Annotated in this window: 19 protein-coding genes; 5 read left to right on the top strand and 14 right to left on the bottom strand. The window is 67.1% G+C overall.

Going from position 1 to position 19,616, the window contains the following annotated elements:
• Window positions 1–35: 35 nt before the first annotated feature.
• The 8 genes from ugpC to C8J36_RS17990 form a co-directional block, all read right to left on the bottom strand.
• The gene (gene ugpC / locus C8J36_RS18025; protein ID WP_132536771.1) at window positions 36–1,100 is read right to left on the bottom strand and encodes a sn-glycerol-3-phosphate ABC transporter ATP-binding protein UgpC; all 1,065 of its coding nucleotides are present in this window, start codon (window positions 1,098–1,100) and stop codon (window positions 36–38) included.
• Between the two features lie 47 nt (window positions 1,101–1,147).
• On the bottom strand, window positions 1,148–1,873 hold the full coding sequence (locus C8J36_RS18020; protein WP_132536770.1) for an SDR family oxidoreductase: 726 nt from the start codon (window positions 1,871–1,873) through the stop codon (window positions 1,148–1,150).
• A gap of 99 nt (window positions 1,874–1,972) precedes the next feature.
• Window positions 1,973–3,469 carry an extracellular solute-binding protein gene (locus C8J36_RS18015; RefSeq protein WP_062597184.1) on the bottom strand — a complete coding sequence of 499 codons (1,497 nt, stop codon included), beginning with the start codon at window positions 3,467–3,469 and terminating at the stop codon, window positions 1,973–1,975.
• 81 nt (window positions 3,470–3,550) lie between these two features.
• Window positions 3,551–4,426: a carbohydrate ABC transporter permease gene (locus C8J36_RS18010; RefSeq protein ID WP_062597185.1), complete on the bottom strand. Its 876-nt coding sequence runs from the start codon at window positions 4,424–4,426 to the stop codon at window positions 3,551–3,553.
• 1 nt (window position 4,427) lies between these two features.
• On the bottom strand, window positions 4,428–5,315 hold the full coding sequence (locus C8J36_RS18005) for a sugar ABC transporter permease (RefSeq protein WP_062597186.1): 888 nt from the start codon (window positions 5,313–5,315) through the stop codon (window positions 4,428–4,430).
• Between the two features lie 130 nt (window positions 5,316–5,445).
• Window positions 5,446–7,047, bottom strand: a complete 1,602-nt coding sequence (glpD, locus tag C8J36_RS18000; protein WP_132536769.1) for a glycerol-3-phosphate dehydrogenase — start codon at window positions 7,045–7,047, stop codon at window positions 5,446–5,448.
• A complete protein-coding gene (locus C8J36_RS17995; protein ID WP_132536768.1) occupies window positions 7,044–7,856 on the bottom strand; it encodes an HAD-IIB family hydrolase in 813 nt (270 codons plus the stop codon). Before C8J36_RS17995 ends, glpD begins: the two co-directional genes overlap by 4 nt.
• Before the next feature lie 4 nt (window positions 7,857–7,860).
• Window positions 7,861–9,210 (bottom strand): sn-glycerol-1-phosphate dehydrogenase, encoded by a 1,350-nt coding sequence (locus C8J36_RS17990; protein WP_132536767.1) that lies wholly within the window; start codon window positions 9,208–9,210, stop codon window positions 7,861–7,863.
• A gap of 109 nt (window positions 9,211–9,319) precedes the next feature.
• On the opposite strand from C8J36_RS17990, the gene C8J36_RS17985 reads away from it, so the two are divergent.
• The 3 genes from C8J36_RS17985 (at window position 9,320) to fdhA (ending at window position 13,410) form a co-directional block, all read left to right on the top strand.
• The gene (locus C8J36_RS17985; protein ID WP_165915102.1) at window positions 9,320–10,318 is read left to right on the top strand and encodes a sugar-binding transcriptional regulator; all 999 of its coding nucleotides are present in this window, start codon (window positions 9,320–9,322) and stop codon (window positions 10,316–10,318) included.
• 157 nt (window positions 10,319–10,475) lie between these two features.
• Window positions 10,476–11,978 (top strand): FGGY-family carbohydrate kinase, encoded by a 1,503-nt coding sequence (locus tag C8J36_RS17980; protein WP_132536765.1) that lies wholly within the window; start codon window positions 10,476–10,478, stop codon window positions 11,976–11,978.
• 241 nt (window positions 11,979–12,219) lie between these two features.
• Window positions 12,220–13,410 (top strand): formaldehyde dehydrogenase, glutathione-independent, encoded by a 1,191-nt coding sequence (gene fdhA, locus C8J36_RS17975; protein ID WP_132536764.1) that lies wholly within the window; start codon window positions 12,220–12,222, stop codon window positions 13,408–13,410.
• 65 nt (window positions 13,411–13,475) lie between these two features.
• Here fdhA and C8J36_RS25630 read toward each other — a convergent pair whose 3' ends face one another.
• Window positions 13,476–13,607, bottom strand: coding sequence for a hypothetical protein (locus C8J36_RS25630; protein WP_281029251.1), 132 nt, complete (start codon window positions 13,605–13,607; stop codon window positions 13,476–13,478).
• A gap of 100 nt (window positions 13,608–13,707) precedes the next feature.
• On the bottom strand, window positions 13,708–14,592 hold the full coding sequence (locus C8J36_RS17965; RefSeq protein ID WP_132536763.1) for an aldo/keto reductase family oxidoreductase: 885 nt from the start codon (window positions 14,590–14,592) through the stop codon (window positions 13,708–13,710).
• Window positions 14,593–14,699: 107 nt separating this feature from the next.
• Between C8J36_RS17965 and C8J36_RS17960 the strand changes: the two genes are divergently transcribed.
• Window positions 14,700–15,644 (top strand): LysR substrate-binding domain-containing protein, encoded by a 945-nt coding sequence (locus C8J36_RS17960; protein WP_245506614.1) that lies wholly within the window; start codon window positions 14,700–14,702, stop codon window positions 15,642–15,644.
• Here C8J36_RS17960 and C8J36_RS17955 read toward each other — a convergent pair.
• Window positions 15,641–16,030 carry a RidA family protein gene (locus tag C8J36_RS17955; RefSeq protein WP_132536762.1) on the bottom strand — a complete coding sequence of 130 codons (390 nt, stop codon included), beginning with the start codon at window positions 16,028–16,030 and terminating at the stop codon, window positions 15,641–15,643. The two genes, C8J36_RS17960 and C8J36_RS17955, sit on opposite strands and share 4 nt — an antisense overlap.
• 167 nt (window positions 16,031–16,197) lie before the next feature.
• Here C8J36_RS17955 and C8J36_RS17950 point away from each other — a divergent pair, with 167 nt between their 5' ends.
• A complete protein-coding gene (locus C8J36_RS17950; protein ID WP_062597195.1) occupies window positions 16,198–16,797 on the top strand; it encodes a TetR/AcrR family transcriptional regulator in 600 nt (199 codons plus the stop codon).
• Window positions 16,798–16,861: 64 nt separating this feature from the next.
• On the opposite strand, the gene C8J36_RS17945 is transcribed toward C8J36_RS17950, so the two are convergent.
• From C8J36_RS17945 to C8J36_RS17935, 3 genes are all read right to left on the bottom strand, one after another.
• On the bottom strand, window positions 16,862–17,737 hold the full coding sequence (locus C8J36_RS17945) for a DMT family transporter (protein ID WP_132536761.1): 876 nt from the start codon (window positions 17,735–17,737) through the stop codon (window positions 16,862–16,864).
• A 224-nt stretch (window positions 17,738–17,961) separates the two neighbouring features.
• Window positions 17,962–18,294 carry a hypothetical protein gene (locus C8J36_RS17940; RefSeq protein WP_207897561.1) on the bottom strand — a complete coding sequence of 111 codons (333 nt, stop codon included), beginning with the start codon at window positions 18,292–18,294 and terminating at the stop codon, window positions 17,962–17,964.
• Window positions 18,295–18,406: 112 nt separating this feature from the next.
• A complete protein-coding gene (locus tag C8J36_RS17935; protein ID WP_132536760.1) occupies window positions 18,407–19,606 on the bottom strand; it encodes an amidohydrolase family protein in 1,200 nt (399 codons plus the stop codon).
• Window positions 19,607–19,616 lie beyond the last annotated feature (10 nt).

Raw genomic sequence — 19,616 nt, 5'->3', positions numbered from 1 at the left:
GCGCCGGTGCCGCGCCTGTCCGGCGCTAGGGCGCTCTAGAGGCGGGCCTCCGTTTCGGCGTTGAAGACGTGAACCTTGGAGGGCGGGATGGAGAAGTGGACGTCGCTGCCCTCGGCAAAGCGGGCCGTCTTGTCCACCGACACGGTGAAGCGCCCGTCGGCGCCGTCGCAGAACAACTGGGCATCGTGGCCGAGGCGCTCGACCAGCACGGATTTCGCCGCGAGCGGACCGGCGTCGTCGACGACGACATCGGTCGGACGCAGGCCGATGACGACCTTCTCGCCGGGTTTGGCCGTCGTCGTCGCCTCCAGCGCCACCCGTCCGGTCGCCGTGTCGACGGCAGGCCTGCCATCGGCCACGACGACCGTTCCGGGGAGGAAATTGATGGCGGAGGCGCCGATGAAGTCGGCCACATATTTGCTGGCCGGCCGGTCGTAGACCGCGTCGGGCGAGCCGATCTGCTCGATCTTGCCGGCGCGCATCACGACGATCTTGTCGGCCATGGTCATGGCCTCGATCTGGTCGTGCGTCACGTAGACCGTGGTGGTCTTCAGCCGGTTGTGCAGCTGGCGGATCTCGGTGCGCATATGGGCGCGCAGCTTGGCGTCGAGGTTGGAGAGCGGCTCATCGAACAGAAACACCGCGGCCTCGCGCACCATGGCCCGCCCCATGGCGACGCGCTGGCGCTGGCCGCCGGAAAGCTCCTTCGGGTAGCGGTCGAGATAGGGCGTGAGGTTCAGCGTCTCGGCCGCCCATTCCACCCGGCGCTTGATCTCGGCCGGGGCGACCTTGGCGACCTCCAGGCTGAAGGAGATGTTCTCGTAGACCTTCATGGTGGGGTAGAGCGCGTAGTTCTGGAACACCATGGCGATGTTGCGGTCGCGCGGGTGCAGGTTGTTGACGCGGTTTCCGTCGATCAGCAGGTCGCCCTCGCTGACGCTTTCGAGCCCCGCCGTCATGCGCAGCAGGGTGGTCTTGCCGCAGCCGGACGGGCCGAGCAGGACGACGAAATCCTGGTCGGCGATCTCGAAGGAGATGTCGCGCATGATGGTGAAGGCGCCGAAGGACTTGCCTATGCGCTGATATTCGACGGTCGCCATTGAGGATGCTCCATTGTATCGCGGGCCGCGGGTCGGACGGCGTCGTTTCAGTAGGTCTGCTGCGTCGGCGTGACGACGATTTCCTGGACGATGGCGCGCTGCGGCAGCGCATAGGCGTCGAGGATCAGACCGGCCACGATGTCGGCGGAAATGCCGCCGCCGATGGCGGCCTTGTTGGTCCTGTAGTTTTCGAGCGTCCGGGGATCGTTGACATGGTCGAGGACCTCGGTATCGACGATACCGGGGGAAACGACGACGACGCGGACATTGTGGGGCGCGAGATAGCCGCGCAGGCTTTCCGACACCGCATGGACGAAGAACTTCGTGCCGCAATACACGGTGTGGTCGGGATAGACCTTGCGTCCGGCGATCGAGCTCATCATGACCAGCGTGCCCTGCCGGCGGCCGATCATGCCCTTCAGCACCGCATGGACGCTGTTCATCACGCCCTTGGTGTTGATGTCGATCATCTCGTCCCATTCTTCGGGCGGCTGGGAGCCGATATCGCCGAGCCGGGCGATGCCGGCATTGGCAAACATCAGATCGACCGGCCCGTGCTGCGCCTCGGCATCGCTGACGGCTGAGGCGAGGGCGGCGCGGTCGCGCACGTCGACCTGTCGCAACACGGCGCGGGGAAGGGCCAGCGCCTCCAGCCGGTCGAGCCGGCGCGCCATCAGGAGCAGCGGATGTCCGGCGTCCGAAAAGGCGCGGGCGACGGCCTCGCCGATCCCCGAACTGGCGCCGGTGATGGCGATCAAGGGTTTGGTGTCCATTGTTTCCTCCGTTGTGACGGCGCCTTCGGCGGCCTGTCCGGGAGAGGTCGCGGGCGGGCCGCGACCTCCAGGTTTCAGGGCAAGAGGCGATGCCAGGGCTCAGCCCTTCAGCACGGCTGCGATCTGCGTGCCGATATCGTCGAGCGCTTCCTTGGACGAGCCGTAGCTGCCCGAGAAATACTTGCCGAGCGCCACGGGGATCGTGTCGGAGGAGATCTGCGCCCATTCCGGCAGGTCCGGCTCGGAGCCCATATATTTGGCGATCGTCTCCTGCACGACCGGCAGGTGGCGGGTGGTGCCGGCGCCGACGCGGGCATGGCTCTTGACGCGCGGATCGTCGTAGACGCTCGCCCGCGTGGGCCCGGTGCCGCCGCCGAGCGTCGTCACCAGCGCCTGGGTATCGGCGCATGTCGCCCACTGCATGAACAGCCAGGCGGCATCCGGGTTCTTGGAGTAGCGCGAGACCGCCAGCGACGAGCCGCCCTGGTGGCCGACGCCGGGAATTTCGCCATAGCCGCATTCTCCGGGCTTGCGAAGCGCGATCGGCTGCGGCGGGATGACGGCTTCGCAGAGGCCGGACACCTTGGTCTGCGTCGGATCGTCGAAGAAGGGGAAGAACTCGCCCCAGGAGAGCATCGATGCCGCGACCCCTTGGGCGACGGCCTGGCCCTGTCCGTCCCATGTCCACTGGTTGACGCCCGGGGGCATGATGTCCCGGAGCTTCGTGTAGTAGTCGAGGGCGGCGATGCCGCGTTCGTCATTGCCGGAAAACGCCTTGTCGGCATTGAAGATCGACCCGCCATGGCCCCAGAGCATCGAGGTCCATTCGCATTCCAGCGCATAATGGCCGGATTTCATCTGCCCGGCATAGCCGAACGTGTCCGGACCCATCTCCTTGGTGATGGCGGCCGAGTTGGTGTAGAGCTCCTCGAAGGTCGCCGGCGCCTTGAGGCCGAGCTTCTCGTAGATGTCCCGACGGTAGATCATGATGAAGATCGGGATGTCGTAGGGCACGCCGACCCAGTGGTCCTCGTATTTGGAGATGCCGTCCACGAGCGCCGGCAGGAAGTCGTCGATGTTGTAGTTGGGCATGGCAAGGTCCGCCTTCGCCTTGATCTGCTCGCGCGGATCGAAGACGTCCTGGCTGAAGGACGCGGCCCAGCTCTGGTCGATATAGTAGAGATCGTAGGTGCCGAGCGAGGACGCGACGTCGAGCGTCATCTTCTGGAGAACCTGCTCGAGCGGCAGGACCTCGATCTCGACCTTGATGCCCGTCGCCTCCTCGAAATATTTCTTGAGCTGCGAATTGATGGCGTTCGACGGCGGCGTGGATTCGGTCGCGAATTTCAGGGTGGTCCCGGCAAAGGGCTTGCCGACATCCTTGAGCCAGGCCATCACTTCGGCCGAGGGCTGCATCTCCTCCTGCGCGACGGCCTTGTTGAGCATGAAGGGGCGGCTGCCCATGCCCATGCCGAGGGCTGCTGCGCCGAGGCCGAGCTTGCTGGTCGCCCGCAGAAAGGCCCGCCGGTCCATCTGACCCTTCACGAAGCGGTCGGTGATCGACGCCAGGTATGACTTTCTATCGCTCTCTTTCACTGTTCTCTCCTCCAGTATCCGCCGTCGAAATGACGGCGGCAGATCGTTGATCGAACGGCAGGCCCTCCCGGCCCGCCGCAGTCATTGCTTCAGCGAGCCCATGGTCAGGCCCCGCACCAGATGGCGCTGGACCAGAAGGACGACGAAGAAGGCCGGCACGATCGCCGCCGCCCCGAGGGCGGCCATATTGCCCCAGGCGGTTCCGATCGAAGTCACGAAGGTGGACGACACCACGGGCACGGTCTTCAGGCCCGTCTGGGTGAGCGTCAGGACGAACAGGAATTCCGTCCACGAGAAGATGAAGCAGAGCACGGCGGTGGCCGCGATCCCGCCCTTGGCCATCGGCAGGACGACCCGCCGGAAGATCGTCCAGCGGGACGCTCCGTCGAGAAGCGCGCTCTCGTCGATCTCGGCGGGAATGTCGTCGAAGAAGCTCTTGAGCAGCAGCACCGCCAGCGGCAGGTTCATCAGCCCGTGGATCAGGATCACGCCGATATAGGTGTCGAGCAGGTTGAACTGCTTGAAGATGAAGAACATCGGGATGGCGACCGCCACCGGCGGCATCATGCGCGTCGACAGCACCCAGTTGACGAACTGGTGGCGCCCGCGGAAATGCATCCGCGACAGCGCATAGGCCGCGAAGGTCGCGACCGTGATGGCAAGCACCGTCGACATCGAGGCGACCACGATCGAATCCCACAGCCGCGGGGCCATGTAGAAATTGCCGCCGCCGGGGGCGACGGAGCCCTGCCGGGCAAAGCCGAAGGAAATGCCGAACACCTGCTCGAAATTGCGCATCGTCGGCTGGAAGTTGAAGAGGATCGGCGGCCAGTTGAAGATGTCCTTGGAATCCCGGAAGGCGACCGAGGTCCAGAAGTAGATCGGGAAGAAGAAGGCGCCGACCACCAGCCAGCCGGCAATGGTGCGAACGGTGCGGACGAGCTTGCTCTGATGCATGTTACCACCTGACCTTCGCGACGCGGATGAAGAGGTTGGCCATGACCATGACGATCACGAGGCTCGTCAGGCTCAGCGTCGCGCCGTAGCCCCATTTGAGAAACGAGAAGGTCTGCTGCCAGGCATAGAGGCTGACCGTGTAGGTCGCGGTTCCCGGCCCGCCGGAGGTCATGACGAAGACGTAGTCGAACACACGGAAGAGATCGATGCCGCGCAGGAGGACCGCCACGGCGATCACCCGCGACATCATCGGCAGCGTCAGCCGGCGAAACATCTGGAACGATGAGGCCCCGTCGATCGAGGCGGCCTCGTAGGGCTCCGACGGCAGCGAGCGCAGGCCCGCCATGAAGATCAGCACCATGAACGGCGTCCACTGCCAGATCTCGGCGACGAGCACGCCGAGAAGGGCGAGGGAGGACGTGCCGAGGATCGGCGTGGACTTGTCGAGCAGCCCAAGCTGTCCGAGGAAATAGGAGAGAACGCCGAACTGCGCGTCCTCCATCAGGAGGAACATCATGCCGGCGATGGCGGGGGGAATCACCAGCGTCATCGACAGGATGGCGCGCAGGGCGGCAAATCCGGGCAGCTCCGCATCGAGCAGCATGGCGACCGACATGCCGAGGATGATCTCGACCGTCAGGGCGATGAAGAAATAGAGGAAGGTGACGCCGAGCGCCCCCCAGAACCGGCCATCATTGACCAACTGCACCCAGTTGGCCATGCCGACGAATTTCAGGGTTCGCTGCCGGGGGACGAATTCGTGGAAGCTGAGCCAGACATTGTAGACCAGCGGATAGACGGTGAAGACCACCAGCAGCGCGACGAGCGGCAGCAGCCATGGCCATGGCGAATCCGAGATCGCGATGCGTTTCACCTGTGCAATGGACATTGCGGTTCTTTCCTCCCAGAAACCCCGGCGCAAAGGGCGCCGCATGCTCGTCCCGTCTCTCGTGTCCTCCGGTCCCGACCATTCTCCCGATGGTGCGGATCCGAAGCCGTCCCGCTTCGGCCGGAAAATGCTAGCCCTTGACCGCGGCCTTCACCGCAGGCTCCACTGCAGGCTCCAACCCTTGCGCCGCCGCCCGTATCTCCCGCCGTCTCTGCGCCATGAAGACGTCGAGGGCGGCGATTTCCTGCGGCGTCATGCGCAGCCCGGATTTCGTCCGGCGCCAGACGATATCGGCTGCCTCGCGGGCATATTCCCGGTCCATCAGGAACAGGACTTCGCGCTCCGTCAGCGCGCCGCCGAAGGCCCGGCCCAGATCGTCCGCGCGGCGCGCGGTGCCGAGAATGTCGTGCGCTTCCAGCCCGTAATGCCGCACGAGGCGCCGGGCCTCGCGCTCCGAGAAGAAGCCGTAGGTCTCGCAGAGATCCGCCACCAGGGCGCCGGCCGTGCCCGCCGGGAAATCGCCGCCCGGCAGCGCCCGCGTCGCCGTCCAGCCGCGCTTCGCGCCGATCTCCGGAAACAGGGCGGCGAGCCGGTCGAGCGCATCCTCGGCAAGGCAGCGATAGGTGGTGATCTCGCCGCCGAACACGGACAGGAGCGGCGCCTGGCCGGACGTGGCACCGGAGCCGGTACCGGCCCCCTGATCGAGGGCGAGGACGTAGTCGCGCGTGGTTTCCTGCGCGCTGGCCGCACCGTCGTCATAGAGCGAGCGCACGCCGGAATAGGTCCAGACGACGTCCTTTTCGGTGATCTCGCGCTTGAAATAGGAAGAGATCGCCCGGACGAGATAGGCGATCTCTGCGGGCGAGGCCTTCACGTCGCGCGGATCGCCGCGATAGTCCTGATCGGTCGTGCCGATCAGGGTAAAATCGTCCTCATAGGGAATGGCGAAGATGATCCGCCCGTCCGGATTCTGGAAAATGTAGCAGCGGTCGTGGTCGTAGAGTTTCGGCACGACGATGTGGGAGCCCTGCACCAGCCGCGCCCGGCCTCCCGCATTCAGGCCGGCGACGCCCGAGAGAAACGTATCGACCCACGGGCCGGCGGCATTGACCACGGCCCGGGCGGAGACGTCGCTGCGCGCGCCGGTTTCCTCGTCGCCGAGCGTCAGCTGCCAGTGGTCGGCCTGCCGCCGGGCGGCAAGGCACGCGGTGCGCACGCGAATGTCGGCGCCGTTCCTCGCGGCATCCCGCACGTTCAACACGACGAGGCGATTGTCCTGCACCCAGCAGTCGGAATATTCGAACCCGATGCCGGAGACGTCGCGCAGAGGTTGCCCGACCGGATCGGTGCGCAGACGCCGGGTGACGGTTGCCGGCAGGCGCCTGCGGCCGCCCAGGTGATCGTAGAGAAAAAGCCCGAGGCGCAGCAGCCAGGCGGGACGCAGCCCCTTGCGGTGCGGCAGCACGAAGCGCAGCGGCCATATGATGTGCGGCGCGATCGCCCAGAGCCGCTCGCGCTCCGCCAGCGCGTGGCGCACCAGTTTGAATTCATAGTGTTCGAGATAGCGCAGCCCGCCATGGATGAGCTTGGTCGAGGCCGACGAGGTGGCGGCGCCGAGATCGGCGCGTTCGACCAGCAGCACCTTCAGCCCGCGGCCGGCCGCATCGCGTGCGATGCCGGCACCGTTGATGCCGCCGCCGACGATGGCGAGATCGAACACCGGCGTGCTCATGCCGCGTCCCTCCGCGGCCGGGCGCCGAGGATATGGTCGGCGACTTCCACGAAGCCGTGACCGCCGCGTGCCGCCGTGACATAGGTCGGGTCGGCCTCCATGCGGCCTTCGAACTGCAGCACGTTGGCGACACCGCAGGCATGCGGGAAGAAGCCGAACATCGGCGCGTCGTTGGGGCTGTCGCCGACGAAGACGATCGCCTCCTGCTCGCGGTCGATATCGATGCCGAGAATGTCGGCTGCAAAGCGGCGCGCCATGGTCAGCTTGTCGTAGCTGCCGTACCAGCCGTTGACATGGATGGAGGACACCTTGGCGACCGCGCCCTCCTCCTCGAAGATGCGCTTGATCCGGTCCACGTCCGACACGGCGAGTGGCGGAATATCCTCGCAGACATCGATGGCGAGATCCGCCTCGCGGTAGAGCTGGTCGGCCGAAAGGGCGGAACCGGGAACCTCGCGCAGGATGCGCGTCTGAATATGCTGCAGCCTCTGCCGGTCGTTCGCCCGCTGCTGATCGGCCACCGCGAAGACGCGGCGCATCCGGCGCTGCGTCTCGTCATAGGCGAAATAGAAGGCGCCGTTTTCGCCGACCACGCCGGCCACAGGCCACATCCGGGCGATCATGTCGCACCATCCGGCAGGGCGGCCGGTGATCGGGGCGACCGCGATGCCCGCCGCCGTCAGCCGCTCCAGCGCCTCATAGGCGCAGGAGGGCAGGCGGCCCTCGTTCGTCAGCGTGTCGTCGATGTCGGCAAAGAGCACCTTGATCCGCGATGCGACCTCGATGGGCATGTCCAGGATCGGGCGCATCGGGTCAGGCCTCCCCGGCGGCGAAATCCTCGAGAATGCCGGCATCCGCCGCGACATCGAGGAAGGAATAGCGATTGCGCATCTCGCGGCTGTGGATCACCGCCTCGCGATAGCGCGCGACGGGCAGGCCGAGATCGGCTGCGGTCATCGCGCCGCCGGCATCCGACAGGAGCCGCTCCATCTCGGCGACGGGCAGGGCGAAGGCGTTGAGCTCCGCCCGCAGCGTCGGCCAGAGCGCGGCGAATTTCTCGTTGATGCGGGCCGCGCCCTCGTCGTCGAAGACCTTGCCCTTCAGCTCGGCAAAGCACTGCGCCGCGATATCCGGCCCCATGCGCCGGGCCATGTCGGCCGGGTCGATCCGCGTCGGGCGGATGACCGGTGCCGTCTCGCTGTCGAGGAAGTGGCGCTGCAGCCGCGCCATCGACAGCGTGGCGACGCCGACCTGCTGGCCATGCAGCGTGCCGGGATGATCGGCGCCGGCAAAGCAGTCGATATAGTGGGAGATCTGATGCTCGCCCATGGAGCCGTGATTGGACATGCCGGTAAACGACACGCCGAGGCCGCACAGGGTCAGGACGCGGTGGAGATAGCCGTTCGCCGCGATGTCGCCCGTGGCGATGCCGGCGGCGCGGGCGTTGAGCTCCGCCTCGTCCTTCTCCTGGATGATGTAGGGGACCGTGGAATAGAGCGTGGACAGCAGCCGGTGCGACATCCACCAGTCGACCTGCGCGACCGAGCGCACGAGGCAATCGGCAAAACCCGCCGCCGACAGATGGCGCGGCGCGCGGGCGCTGACGCCGAGATCGACGAAGAAGCCCGCCGGCCCCTGCGAGGGCAGGGAGACCTTTAATCCGCTGTCGAGCGTGATTGAGGCCGTGGTCGAGGTGTAGCCGTTCATCGATGCCGCGGTGCCGAAGACGGCATAGCGCTTGCCGGCCTGGCCGGTGACGAACTTCACGAGATCGTTGATCGTGCCGGAGCCGACCGCGACGACGGCATCGGCGCCGTGCAGCGTCTGGCGCAGGTCTTCGGCGTTCGCCATGTCGGCATGGGGATGATCGAGAACCACGGTTTCCACCGGCCCGAGACGCCGGAGCGCCGTCGCGACGCGGTCGCCCATCGCGTCCCAGCTGTTGGTGTCGGTGACGACGGTGAAGCGTTCCCCGAGCCTGAGGCCGGCCACCAGATCCGCCTCCGCGCCGTCGAGGCTCTCCTCGATGACGATGGTCTCGTAGGGAACGCTGGCAAGCTCGCCCGTCTCGGGATTGGTCCATCGGCCCGCGACGATGTCGTCGATCAGCGTCGTCCAGCCGGCGCGCGTGGCGAGCGCCGTGTCCATCGTTCCACGTTCCATATCTGCAGGGCCTCCTCGCCTTCCGTTCAAATGACAACAGGCGATGTCATATGTCAAGACACAAGACAGCAGAAGTTGACAAATGACAATATCGGCGTCAGATAGATCCATGGCCAAGGCGAAGACATCAGACCGGACCGATGCGGAAAAGGGCATGCTCGTGCCGACGGAATTCGACGATTCCATCATGTGGGCGGCCTGGCTCTATTATGCCGACCAGATGACGCAGAGCGAGATCGCCAAACGGCTGAACGTCTCCCGCGCGACGATCGTCAACTACCTGCAGGAGGCGCGCGAACGCGGCATCGTCTCGGTCCACATCAACCCGAAGGCCGGCAACCGCACGCGCGTCGCGCGCGCGCTCATGGACACGTTCGGGCTCGCCGGCGCCTTCGTCATTCCGGACGGCGACGAGCAGGCGCTGGTGCAGCGGCTGGGCGATGCCGGCGCGCGGGTGCTGGCCGACCAGATGGAAGACGGCGACACGATCGGCGTCGCCTGGGGGCGCACGGTGCTGGCGGTGGCCGACCAGATTTCGCTGACGCGGCCGGTGCGCAATCTCACGGTGGTGCAGGTGTCGGGCAGCTCGACCGGGGAGGCGGATTTCTCGCCGGAACTCTGCACCTCGATCCTGTCGAACCGCATCCATGCGCGCTGCGTCAACCTTCTGGCGCCGGCCGTCTTGTCGACCAAGGCGCTGAAGGCGCTGCTGCTCGCCGAGCCGGTGCTCCTGAAGCAGATGGACCTCGTCCACTCGGCCAACCGCATCCTCTTTGGCGTCGGCGACATCGGGCCGAAAAGCACGGTGCGGCAGGCGGGTATCGGCGAGCCGGAGGAGATCGACGACTATGTGGCGCGGGGCGCGACGGCCGTGATCATCGGCCGCTTCATCGACGCCCATGGCGGCGCCGTCGGCGGCCCGCACGACGAGCGCATCGTCGGCATCACGCTGGACGAGCTGAAGAACATTCCGAGCCGCATCTGCGTGGCCGGGGGGCCGTCGAAGATCAAGGCGATCATCGCCACGCTCGAGGCGGACTACGTCACCCATTTCATCACCGACATGGCAACCGCGGAAGCCCTGATCGCCGCGGCAGGCACGGCCTGAAAAGACGGGCACGGCCTGAAGAGACTGGTACGGAAAGACTGAACGTGTCGTCGAAGGTTTCATACGAGAGGGTGCGGGCCGGGGGAGGAGATCCGGTCCGTGCTGCCGGGCGCGCGCCGTCGCACGCCTGCCTCTCGCTGTCGAGGAGGAGCCCTGCATGCCTGATCGCGACCGTTTGGTCATCGGAATCGATTCGTCCACCCAGTCGGTCAAGGCGATCGCCTGGACCGCGGACGGCCGCTCTCATGCGGAGGGCCGGGCGCCGCTGACGATCAGCACGCCGGGCCCCATGCAGGCCGAGCAGAATGCCTTGGACTGGTGGACCGCGACCTGCACCGCGCTGCAATCGCTGATGCGGCAGGTGGATCCGGAGCGCATCGACGGCATCGCCATTTCCAACCAGCGCGAGACCATGGTGCTCGTCGATGCGCAAGACCGGCCACTTGCCCCGGCGACCCTCTGGCTCGACCGGCGCGCCCACGACCTCGTGCCGGTGCTGGCCGGCGAGCTCGGCGCCGACCGGCTGCATGCGATTTCCGGCAAGCCGGTCGATGTCATCCCCTGCGTCTACCGCCTGCGCTATTTCCGCGAGCGCGAGCCGGCCCTTCTCGAGAGGGCCGCCCGCATTCTCAGCGTCCATGATTTCCTGACGCTGAAGCTGACCGGCGAGGCCTCGGCCAGCTGGACGAGCGCCGATCCGTTCGGCATTCTCGACATCCGCACCAAGCGCTGGTCGCGCGAGATCCTCGATCACCTCGACATCCCCTCCGACAAACTGCCCTCCCTCCATGCGCCGGGCGCGGCGATCGGGCAGATCACCGCCACGGCGGCGGCTGCCACCGGACTTCGGCCGGGAACGCCGGTCTTTGCCGGTGGCGGCGACGGCAATTGCGCCGGGCTCGGCGTCAACGCCATCAATGCGGGCGCCGTCTATCTCAATCTCGGCACGGCCGTGGTCGGCGGCCTGTGGTCGGCCACGCCAGAGCTCAGCAACGCCTGGCGCACGCTGGTGTCGCCGAGCGGCAAGGGCTATCTGCTCGAAAGCTGCCAGCGCGGCGGCACCTATTTCTTCAACTGGCTGCTCGACGCCTTTGCCGGCGGGCGGGGCGATCCCGGCGTGTTCGAGCGGCTGGAAGCCGAGGCGATCCGGCTTCCGGTCGGCTCGAACGGCGTCACCGTCTGCTCCTATCTCGTCGGCTGCATGGACCCGCACTGGGACGATACCGCGCGGGCCACCTTTTCCGGCATGGGTCCCGACACGGGAATCGGCCATCTCTATCGCGCCTCGATGGAGGCGATCACGCTCGAATTCGCCCGGTCGCTGGCCAAGATGCGCGAGAGCGGCGCCCGGGCGGACCGCCTCTTCGTGATCGGCGGCGGCGCCGAAAGCCGGCTCTGGCGCCAGATGGTGGCCGATGCGACGGGCCTGCCCGTCATCCGCAGCCTGTCCAACGAGGCCTCGGCGCTGGGCGCCGGCATGTCGGCGGCGGTGGGGGCCGGCTGGTACGGCGGCTTCGAGGAAACCGCCGAGGCCATGACCCGGCTTGCCGAGGAAATTCCGCCCGATCCGGCCGCGCGCGCGCTTTGGGACGATCTTTCCGAACGCCAGGGGCGCCTCTACCACGCCACCCGCCAGCCGGCGGCGCCGGCGCACGCCTGACGGCAGGGCGGCGTGCGGCGTGCGGCGCCGCCCCAAGGCCTGCCGATGTCGTGGGGCAGGGCACGCATGTCGCTTCTCCGGTTGCCTGTGCGCCGTGTCCGTGATCTGCTCGCCATGTCCCGGACCCGGAACCCGGACCGGGACCTGACGGCCCCCAGCCGTTCGCGGAGGAGCGCGGGCGGAGCGGGATCTGCCGCGGATCGAGACGATCGCGCGGGACATCAATCGAGGAGGAAATCGCATGAGCAGGAACAGAGGCGTCGTCTATCTGCGACCCGGCAAGGTGGAAGTCCGTGACATCGACGATCCGAAGCTGGAGGCGCCGGACGGTCGGCGGATCGAGCACGGTGTGATCCTGAAGGTCATCTCCACCAATATCTGCGGCTCGGACCAGCACATGGTGCGCGGCCGGACCTCCGCGCTGCCGGGCCTCGTGCTCGGCCACGAGATCACCGGCGAGGTGATCGAGAAAGGCGTCGACGTCGAGATGCTGTCCGTCGGCGACGTCGTCTCCGTGCCCTTCAACGTCGCCTGCGGCCGCTGCCGCTGCTGCAAGTCGCAGGACACCGGGGTGTGCCTGACGGTCAACCCGTCGCGCGCCGGCGGCGCCTATGGCTATGTCGACATGGGCGGCTGGATCGGCGGGCAGGCCCGCTACGTCACCATTCCCTATGCCGATTTCAACCTGTTGAAATTCCCCGATCGCGACCGGGCCATGTCGAAGATCCGCGACCTCACCATGCTCTCCGACATCCTGCCGACCGGCTTTCACGGCGCGGTGAAGGCGGGCGTCGGCGTCGGCTCGACCGTCTATGTCGCGGGCGCCGGCCCGGTCGGCCTGGCCGCGGCGGCCTCGGCCCGCATCCTCGGCGCCGCCGTCGTCATGATCGGCGATTTCAACAAGGAGCGCCTGGCGCATGCGGCAAAGGTCGGCTTCGAGCCGGTGGACCTCTCGAAGAGCGACCGGCTGGGCGACATGATCGCGCAGGTGATCGGCACGGACGAAGTGGACAGCGCCATCGACGCGGTCGGCTTCGAGGCGCGCGGCCATGCGGGCGGCGAGCAGCCGGCGATCGTGCTCAACCAGATGATGGAGATCACGCGCGCCGCCGGCTCGATCGGCATTCCCGGCCTCTACGTCACCGAAGACCCCGGCGCCGTGGACGATGCGGCCCGGCGCGGCAGCCTGTCGCTGCGCTTCGGGCTCGGCTGGGCCAAGGCGCAGTCCTTCCACACCGGCCAGACGCCGGTGCTGAAGTACAATCGCCAGCTGATGCAGGCCATCCTCCACGACCGCCTGCCCATCGCCGACATCGTCAACGCCAAGATCATCCCGCTCGACGCGGCGGCGGAAGGCTATGAGAGCTTCGACCAGGGTGCCGCAACCAAATACGTGCTCGACCCCCACGGAACCCTCGGCGCGGCGGCGTAAGGCGCGGGGCAACCGAAACCGTCAGCGCCTGTCCGATCGACGGGCGCTGACGGGCGGGTGTCGTCCTATTTCTTCTTTTCCTGGTCGCGATGCCATTTGATCGCGAAGAACATGCCGGTGCCGAGCACGATGAGCTTGAGCGGAAAGAAGACGATCGGGAACCAATCCCACATGGCGGATATCTCGCGGTTTTTCATTCTGAGAGGTTTCAGGATGGCGGCAGACCTATCCCGGAACCGCTGGCGATGACATCCGGCATGTTGACGCAGTGGGGCTGGGATGGGGCGCGCGTCTCCCTCACCCCGCGGTGGCGGTGGCGGTGGCGATGGCGTCGAGGCGGGCGAGGGTTTCCGCCGACAGGGCGAGATCGGCGGCGGCGAGGTTTTCGCGCAGGTGGATGCGCGAGGATGTGCCGGGGATGAGGAGGATGTTGGGGCTGCGGGCGAGGAGCCAGGCGAGCGCCACCTGCAGGGGGGTGGCGCCGAGATCGGCGGCGACATCGGTCAGCGTCGCCGATTGCAGCGGCGAGAAGCCGCCGAGCGGGAAGAACGGCACATAGGCGATGCCGGCCGCGGCGAGGTCGTCGATCAGCGCATCGTCGCCGCGATGGACGAGATTGTACTGGTTCTGCACGCAGACGATCTCGGCGATCCCGCGGCCCTCGGCGATCTGCGCCGGGGTGACGTTGGAGAGGCCGATATGGCGGATGAGGCCCTCCGCCTGTAGCTCCGCCAGCACGGCGAGCGGTGCCGCGATCGAGCCTTCGGCCGGGCCGTGCACATCGAACATGGCGCGCAGATTGACGACGGGGAGCGTTTCCAGCCCGAGATTGTCGCGGTTTTCGTGCACGGCTTTCGTCAGCGCGTCCTTCGAGAAGGCCGGGTTCCAGGAGGCATCAGCGCCGCGCACGGCGCCGATCTTGGTGACGATGACGAGATTCTCGGGATAGGGGTGCAGCGCCTCGCGGATGATCCGGTTGGTGATATGCGGGCCGTAGAAATCGCTGGTGTCGATATGATCGACGCCGCTTTCCACCGCGTCCCGCAGCACGGCGATCGCCTCTTCCCGGTCGCGCGGCGGGCCGAACACGCCCTTGCCGGCGAGCTGCATCGCACCATAGCCGAGACGCGAAACGGTGAAATCGCCGAGGCGATAGGTGCCGGCAGTGTGGATATCGGTCATGGGACCCTCTTATGTTGATGCTGATGTGATGATGATGGAGAGATAGCGCGCGCGGGGGCGCTTGATAATCCGTGGCAATGTGCACAGCTTGTGCGGATGGGCGGACAATGGCGGGTGGCGGCGTGATCGAGGATGGCGGGTTCGAGATGGGGGACGTGAAGGCGTTTCTGAGCGTGGCGGCCGCGGGCGGCTTTCGCGAGGCGGCGCGGGCGTCCGGCAGCAGCGCCTCGGCACTGAGCGATGCGGTGCGCCGGCTCGAGGCGCAGCTCGGCACGAGGCTGCTCAACCGGACGACGCGCAGCGTGGTGGCGACGGAGGCGGGGCGGGCGCTGATCGAGCGGGTCAACCCCGCCATGCGCGAGATCGATGCGGCGCTGCGCCATGTCGTCGGTCTCGGCGAGCGGCCGGCGGGAAGCCTGAAGCTCAACGTGCCGATCAGCGCGGCGCGGCTGATCCTGCCGCAGATCGTCCCGGCCTTCCTCAAGGCCTATCCGGAGATCCGGCTGGAGATCCTGACCGACGAGACCTTCGTGGACATCAACGCCGCCGGCTGCGATGCCGGTATCCGCTATGACGAGCGGCTGGAGCAGGACATGATCGCAGTGCCGATCGGCCCGCGCGAGCAGCGGTTCGCAACGGCCGCGGCACCTTCCTATCTCGACGCGCGGGGCCGGCCGGCGCATCCGCGCGATCTTCTGGCCCATGCCTGCATCCGCAGCCGCTTTGCCGGGCGCTCCGTCATGCCCTGGGAGTTCGAGCGCGGGGCGGAGACCGTCCGCGTCGATCCGGCGCCGCAGCTGATCGTGCAGGCCGGCGGCGGCTCGGATCTCGGCGTTGCCGCAGCGATCGACGGGCTCGGCATCGTCTCGCTGTTCGACGCCTGGCTGCAGCCGCATTTCGACACCGGCGCGCTGGAGCCGGTGCTGGAGGACTGGTGGCCGCGCTTTCCCGGCCCGTTCCTCTACTATCCCGGCCGCCGCCTGGTGCCGAGCCCGCTGCGCGCCTTCATCGATTTCATCAAGGCGCGCCGGGAGGGGTCATCTCCGGCCTAGGGGATGCGGGCGATGACCTTGATTTCGAAATCGAAGCCGGAGAGCCAGGTGATGCCGATCGCCGTCCAGGCGGGGTAGGGTTGCGTGCTGAAATAGCGCGACTTGATCGGCAATATGGTTTCGAACTGGCGCTCCGGGTCGGTGTGGAAGGTGGTGACGTCCACCACGTCGTCGAAGGTGCAGCCGGCTGCGGCAAGCGTCGCCTCCAGGTTTTCGAACGCCCGTTCGACCTGGGTGGCGAAGTCCGGCTCGGGAGAGCCGTCGGTGCGGCTGCCGACCTGGCCGGAGACGAACAGGAGTTCGCCGGAGCGGATGGCGGCGGAGTAGCCGTGTTTTTCGTAGAGCGCATGGCGGTCGGCGGGAAAGATGGCCTGGCGGGTGGTCATGGTGTGGATCCTTGTCTGGGACTGGAGGGCAAGCCGAAACGGGACGGCTTCCGGGCGCATCGAAATTCAGATACGGTGCGTATGTAGAGAGATAGTCACATACGCGGCGTATGTCAATCACAGATACGTTTCGTATGTGAAGTAAGGGCCGAAAGAGGGGAAACCGGATGGCGAAGACGCGGGCGCAGACCATGGAGGAAAACCGGGCGAAGCTGATCGCCGCCGGGCGCCGGGCCTTTGCCGAAAAAGGCTATGCCGCCGCCTCGATGGACGAACTGACGGCCGAGGTGGGGCTGACGCGCGGCGCGCTCTACCACAATTTCGGCGACAAGAAGGGCCTGTTCGCCGCCGTCGTCGACCAGATCGACGGCGAGATGGCGGCGCGGGCGCAGGCTGTGGGCGCGCAGATGGCGGACGACTGGGCGGGACTTCTGGCCGAGGGCACGGCCTATATCGAGATGTCGCTCGACCCGGACGTGCAGCGCATCGTTCTTCTCGACGGGCCGGCGGTGCTGGGCGATCCCTCGCAATGGCCGAGCCAGGACACGTGTCTGCAGGTGACGAAGCGCACGATCGAGCGGCTGATTGCGGGCGGCATCGTCAAGCCGGTCGATGCCGAGGCCGCCGCCCGGCTGATCAGCGGCGCCGCGCTCAATGCCGCGCTGTGGATCGCCGCAAGCGACGACGCGGCCCGCGTGCTGCCGAAGGCGATCGAGGCGTTTCGGGCGCTTTCGACCGGGCTGCTGGTCGATCCGCGCAAAGGCTAGAGCGTGTCCAGCCGAAGCGGGCTCGCGTCAGGGTCGGAGACTGCGGCAAAGACCGGGATCCTCGCTATCGGGCGGATCGCAGGTTCACGCGGTGCTCGCGCCAGACGGTGAAGAGGCCGGCGCCGACGACGATGACGGCGCCGACGATCATGTTGACCGTCACCGTCTCGCCGAAGAAGACCACCGCGACGCCGCCGCTGAAGACGAGCTGCAGATAGGTCAACGGCTGCACCTCGACCGCCGTCAGCAGGCCATAGGCCTTGATGAGGAAGTAATGGCTGGTGGCGCCGCAGATGCAGAGCGCGATCATGGCGGGCCAGTCGGCCGGCGCGATGGGCGTCCAGTAGAACGGGCCGACCAGCGTGGCCGCGATGGCCCCGAACACGCCGGCATAGAGGACGCTGGTCATGGCGGAATCGTCGCGGCTCACCGCCCGCGTGGCGATGCTGTAGAAGCCGTACATGAAGGCGGCGGCGAGCGGCACGAGCAGGCGCAGGTCGAACTGCACCGACAGCGGATCGAGAATGACGAACACGCCGAACAGGCCGGCAAGCACCGCCAGCCCGCGCCGCCAGCCGACCTTCTCGCCGAGCAGCGGCACGGACAGCACGGTGACGATCAGCGGCGTCGCCTGCAGGATGGCCTGGCTCATGGCAAGGCCGGCCGTGACGAGCGCGAAGACGACGACCACCACTTCGCCGACCAGAAGCACGCCGCGGAAGGCCTGGAGCACGGGCCGGCGGGTGACGAAGGCGCGTTTCAGCCCGCCCGGCGACATCGCCGCCATGACCATGACGAACAGCGCGAAGGCCCAGAACCGCACCATCACCACCATGATGGGCGGGTACTTCTCCCCGAGCAGCTTCGAGAAGGCATCCTGACCGGCAAAAATCGTGACGGCGAGGAGGACGTAGAGATAGCCGCGGCTTTTGGCGGTCATGATGCGGGCTGTCATGATGTGCGCGGGCGTGACGTCGGAGACGACGGAGTCCCGTCTAGAATGTCGATGTCGGGCATAGCAAGGTCTTCTGCCGTCTCTGCGGGCGTGTCGGGTCGGGCATTGGAAAGGTAAGCTTACGCTTCCCTTTCTCGATCGCTCCCATGCCTAAGCCTTGTGCCGGCGAACTGCAACGGCGCGGTCCCGCGAAAGGCGCCCCGGCGGCGTCAGCGCAGGTCGGGGGCGTTCCAGCCCTTGGCCTCGTCGGTCCAGGCCTTGCCCGTGGCCTTGTCGAAGATGCAGAGCATCTTGCCATGCGCGCCCTTCAGCGCCTTCTGCGGATAGACGCCGCTCACCAGCGTGGCCACCTTGCCGAGCGTATCGTCGAAGCCGACGATCTCGGAGACATGCGCGTGTTTCAGCCCGCTGGCCGCAGCGCAGGTCTCCGCGACCTTGAGGTTGAACGCCGCCCAGGCATCGTCGGAAGAAGCATGGGCAGACGAGGTCTGGGCAAGGGTCGCGGTCATCAGAACGGGCAGGATCAGGATCGGCAGGCGCATGTTTCATTCCTTGTTGCGCCGAAACTCTAGCGTCGGCAATCGTCGCTTTTGTGGCAGCGTTCGGCGCCTGTGGCAGCGTTCCGCGCCACGGGATGCCGGGGCAGGTGTTGTGCTAGCGGAGCACCTTTCCGTCCGCCGCCACCAGCCGGCCGGCCTTGAACACCCGCCGCCCTTTCGGCACCGAGACGACGGCGAGCGGCACGTGGTCCGCATCGAGGGTGACGAAATCGGCCCGCGCGCCGACCGCGATGCCGTAGCCCTCCAGCCGCAGAGCCTGCGCGCCGGCCGCAGTGACCACGTCGAAGGCGGCGGCCAGCTCGGCATCGGTGTAGAAGCCGGAGCGGTAGCCGATGATTTCGGCGCGGCGCAGCATGTCGCCATCGCCATAGGGCCACCAGCTGTCGCGGATGTTGTCGCTGCCGGCAAAGACCACGACGCCTTCCGCGCGCAGCAGCGCCACCGGCGGAAAGGCATGGTTGCCGGGCGCGTTGGTCATGATGGAGACGCCGGCGCGGGCGATCCCGGCGGCCAGGCGACGGGCCGGATCGGGGGCGAGATCGCCGATGCCATAGGCATGGCTGATGGCGACATGCCCCTGCATGCCGAGGGCTGTGGTCCGCGCGCAGATCGCCTCGATGGTGACGGCGCCGAGCGTGCCCGCCTCGTGCAGATGGATGTCGATATCGGTGCCGTGCTTTTCGGCGAGACCGAAGACCACGTCGAGATGCCCGTTCACGTCGCGGTCGAAGCTGGCGGGGTCGAGGCCGCCGACGAGATCCGCGCCGAGGCGAAGCGCGGCATCGAGCAGCTCCGGCGTGCCGGGGCTCTTGAGGATGCCCGATTGCGGAAAGGCGACGAGCTGGATGTCGATCAGGTCCCGATAGTCCTCGCGCACGGCGAGGATCGTTTCCAGCGAGGCCAGCCCGACGGAGCCGTCGACCATGACATGGCTGCGCATCTGCAACGAGCCCTGGGCGATGCAGAGGTCGAGCTGGTCGCGCGCCCGGCGCTCCATCGGCGCGGCCGAGGCCATGTTCTCGGCCTGGAACGCCACGCGCTCCTGCACGTCGAAGCCGTCCGTGCAGGGCCGGTGCGGGATCCAGCGGTCGCCGTAAAAGCTGGTATCGAGATGGGTATGCCCCTCGACGAAGCCCGGCACCAGCAGGGCGCCGCCGATCTCGACGATCTGCGCGATCGCGGACGGCGTGCCGGCCGGTGCGATCGCGGTGATTCGCCCGCCGGCAACGGTGATGTCGCAGAGCGTGCCGTCGATCAGCCGGGCATGGGTGAAGAGCGTTTCGGGCTGGGTCATGGGCGATCTC

The organism is Rhizobium sp. PP-F2F-G48 (assembly GCF_004342335.1).
Taxonomy (GTDB): domain Bacteria; phylum Pseudomonadota; class Alphaproteobacteria; order Rhizobiales; family Rhizobiaceae; genus Ferranicluibacter.
The sequence above is the reverse complement of the archived record's forward strand: the minus strand, read 5'-3'. Positions and strand labels throughout refer to the sequence as shown.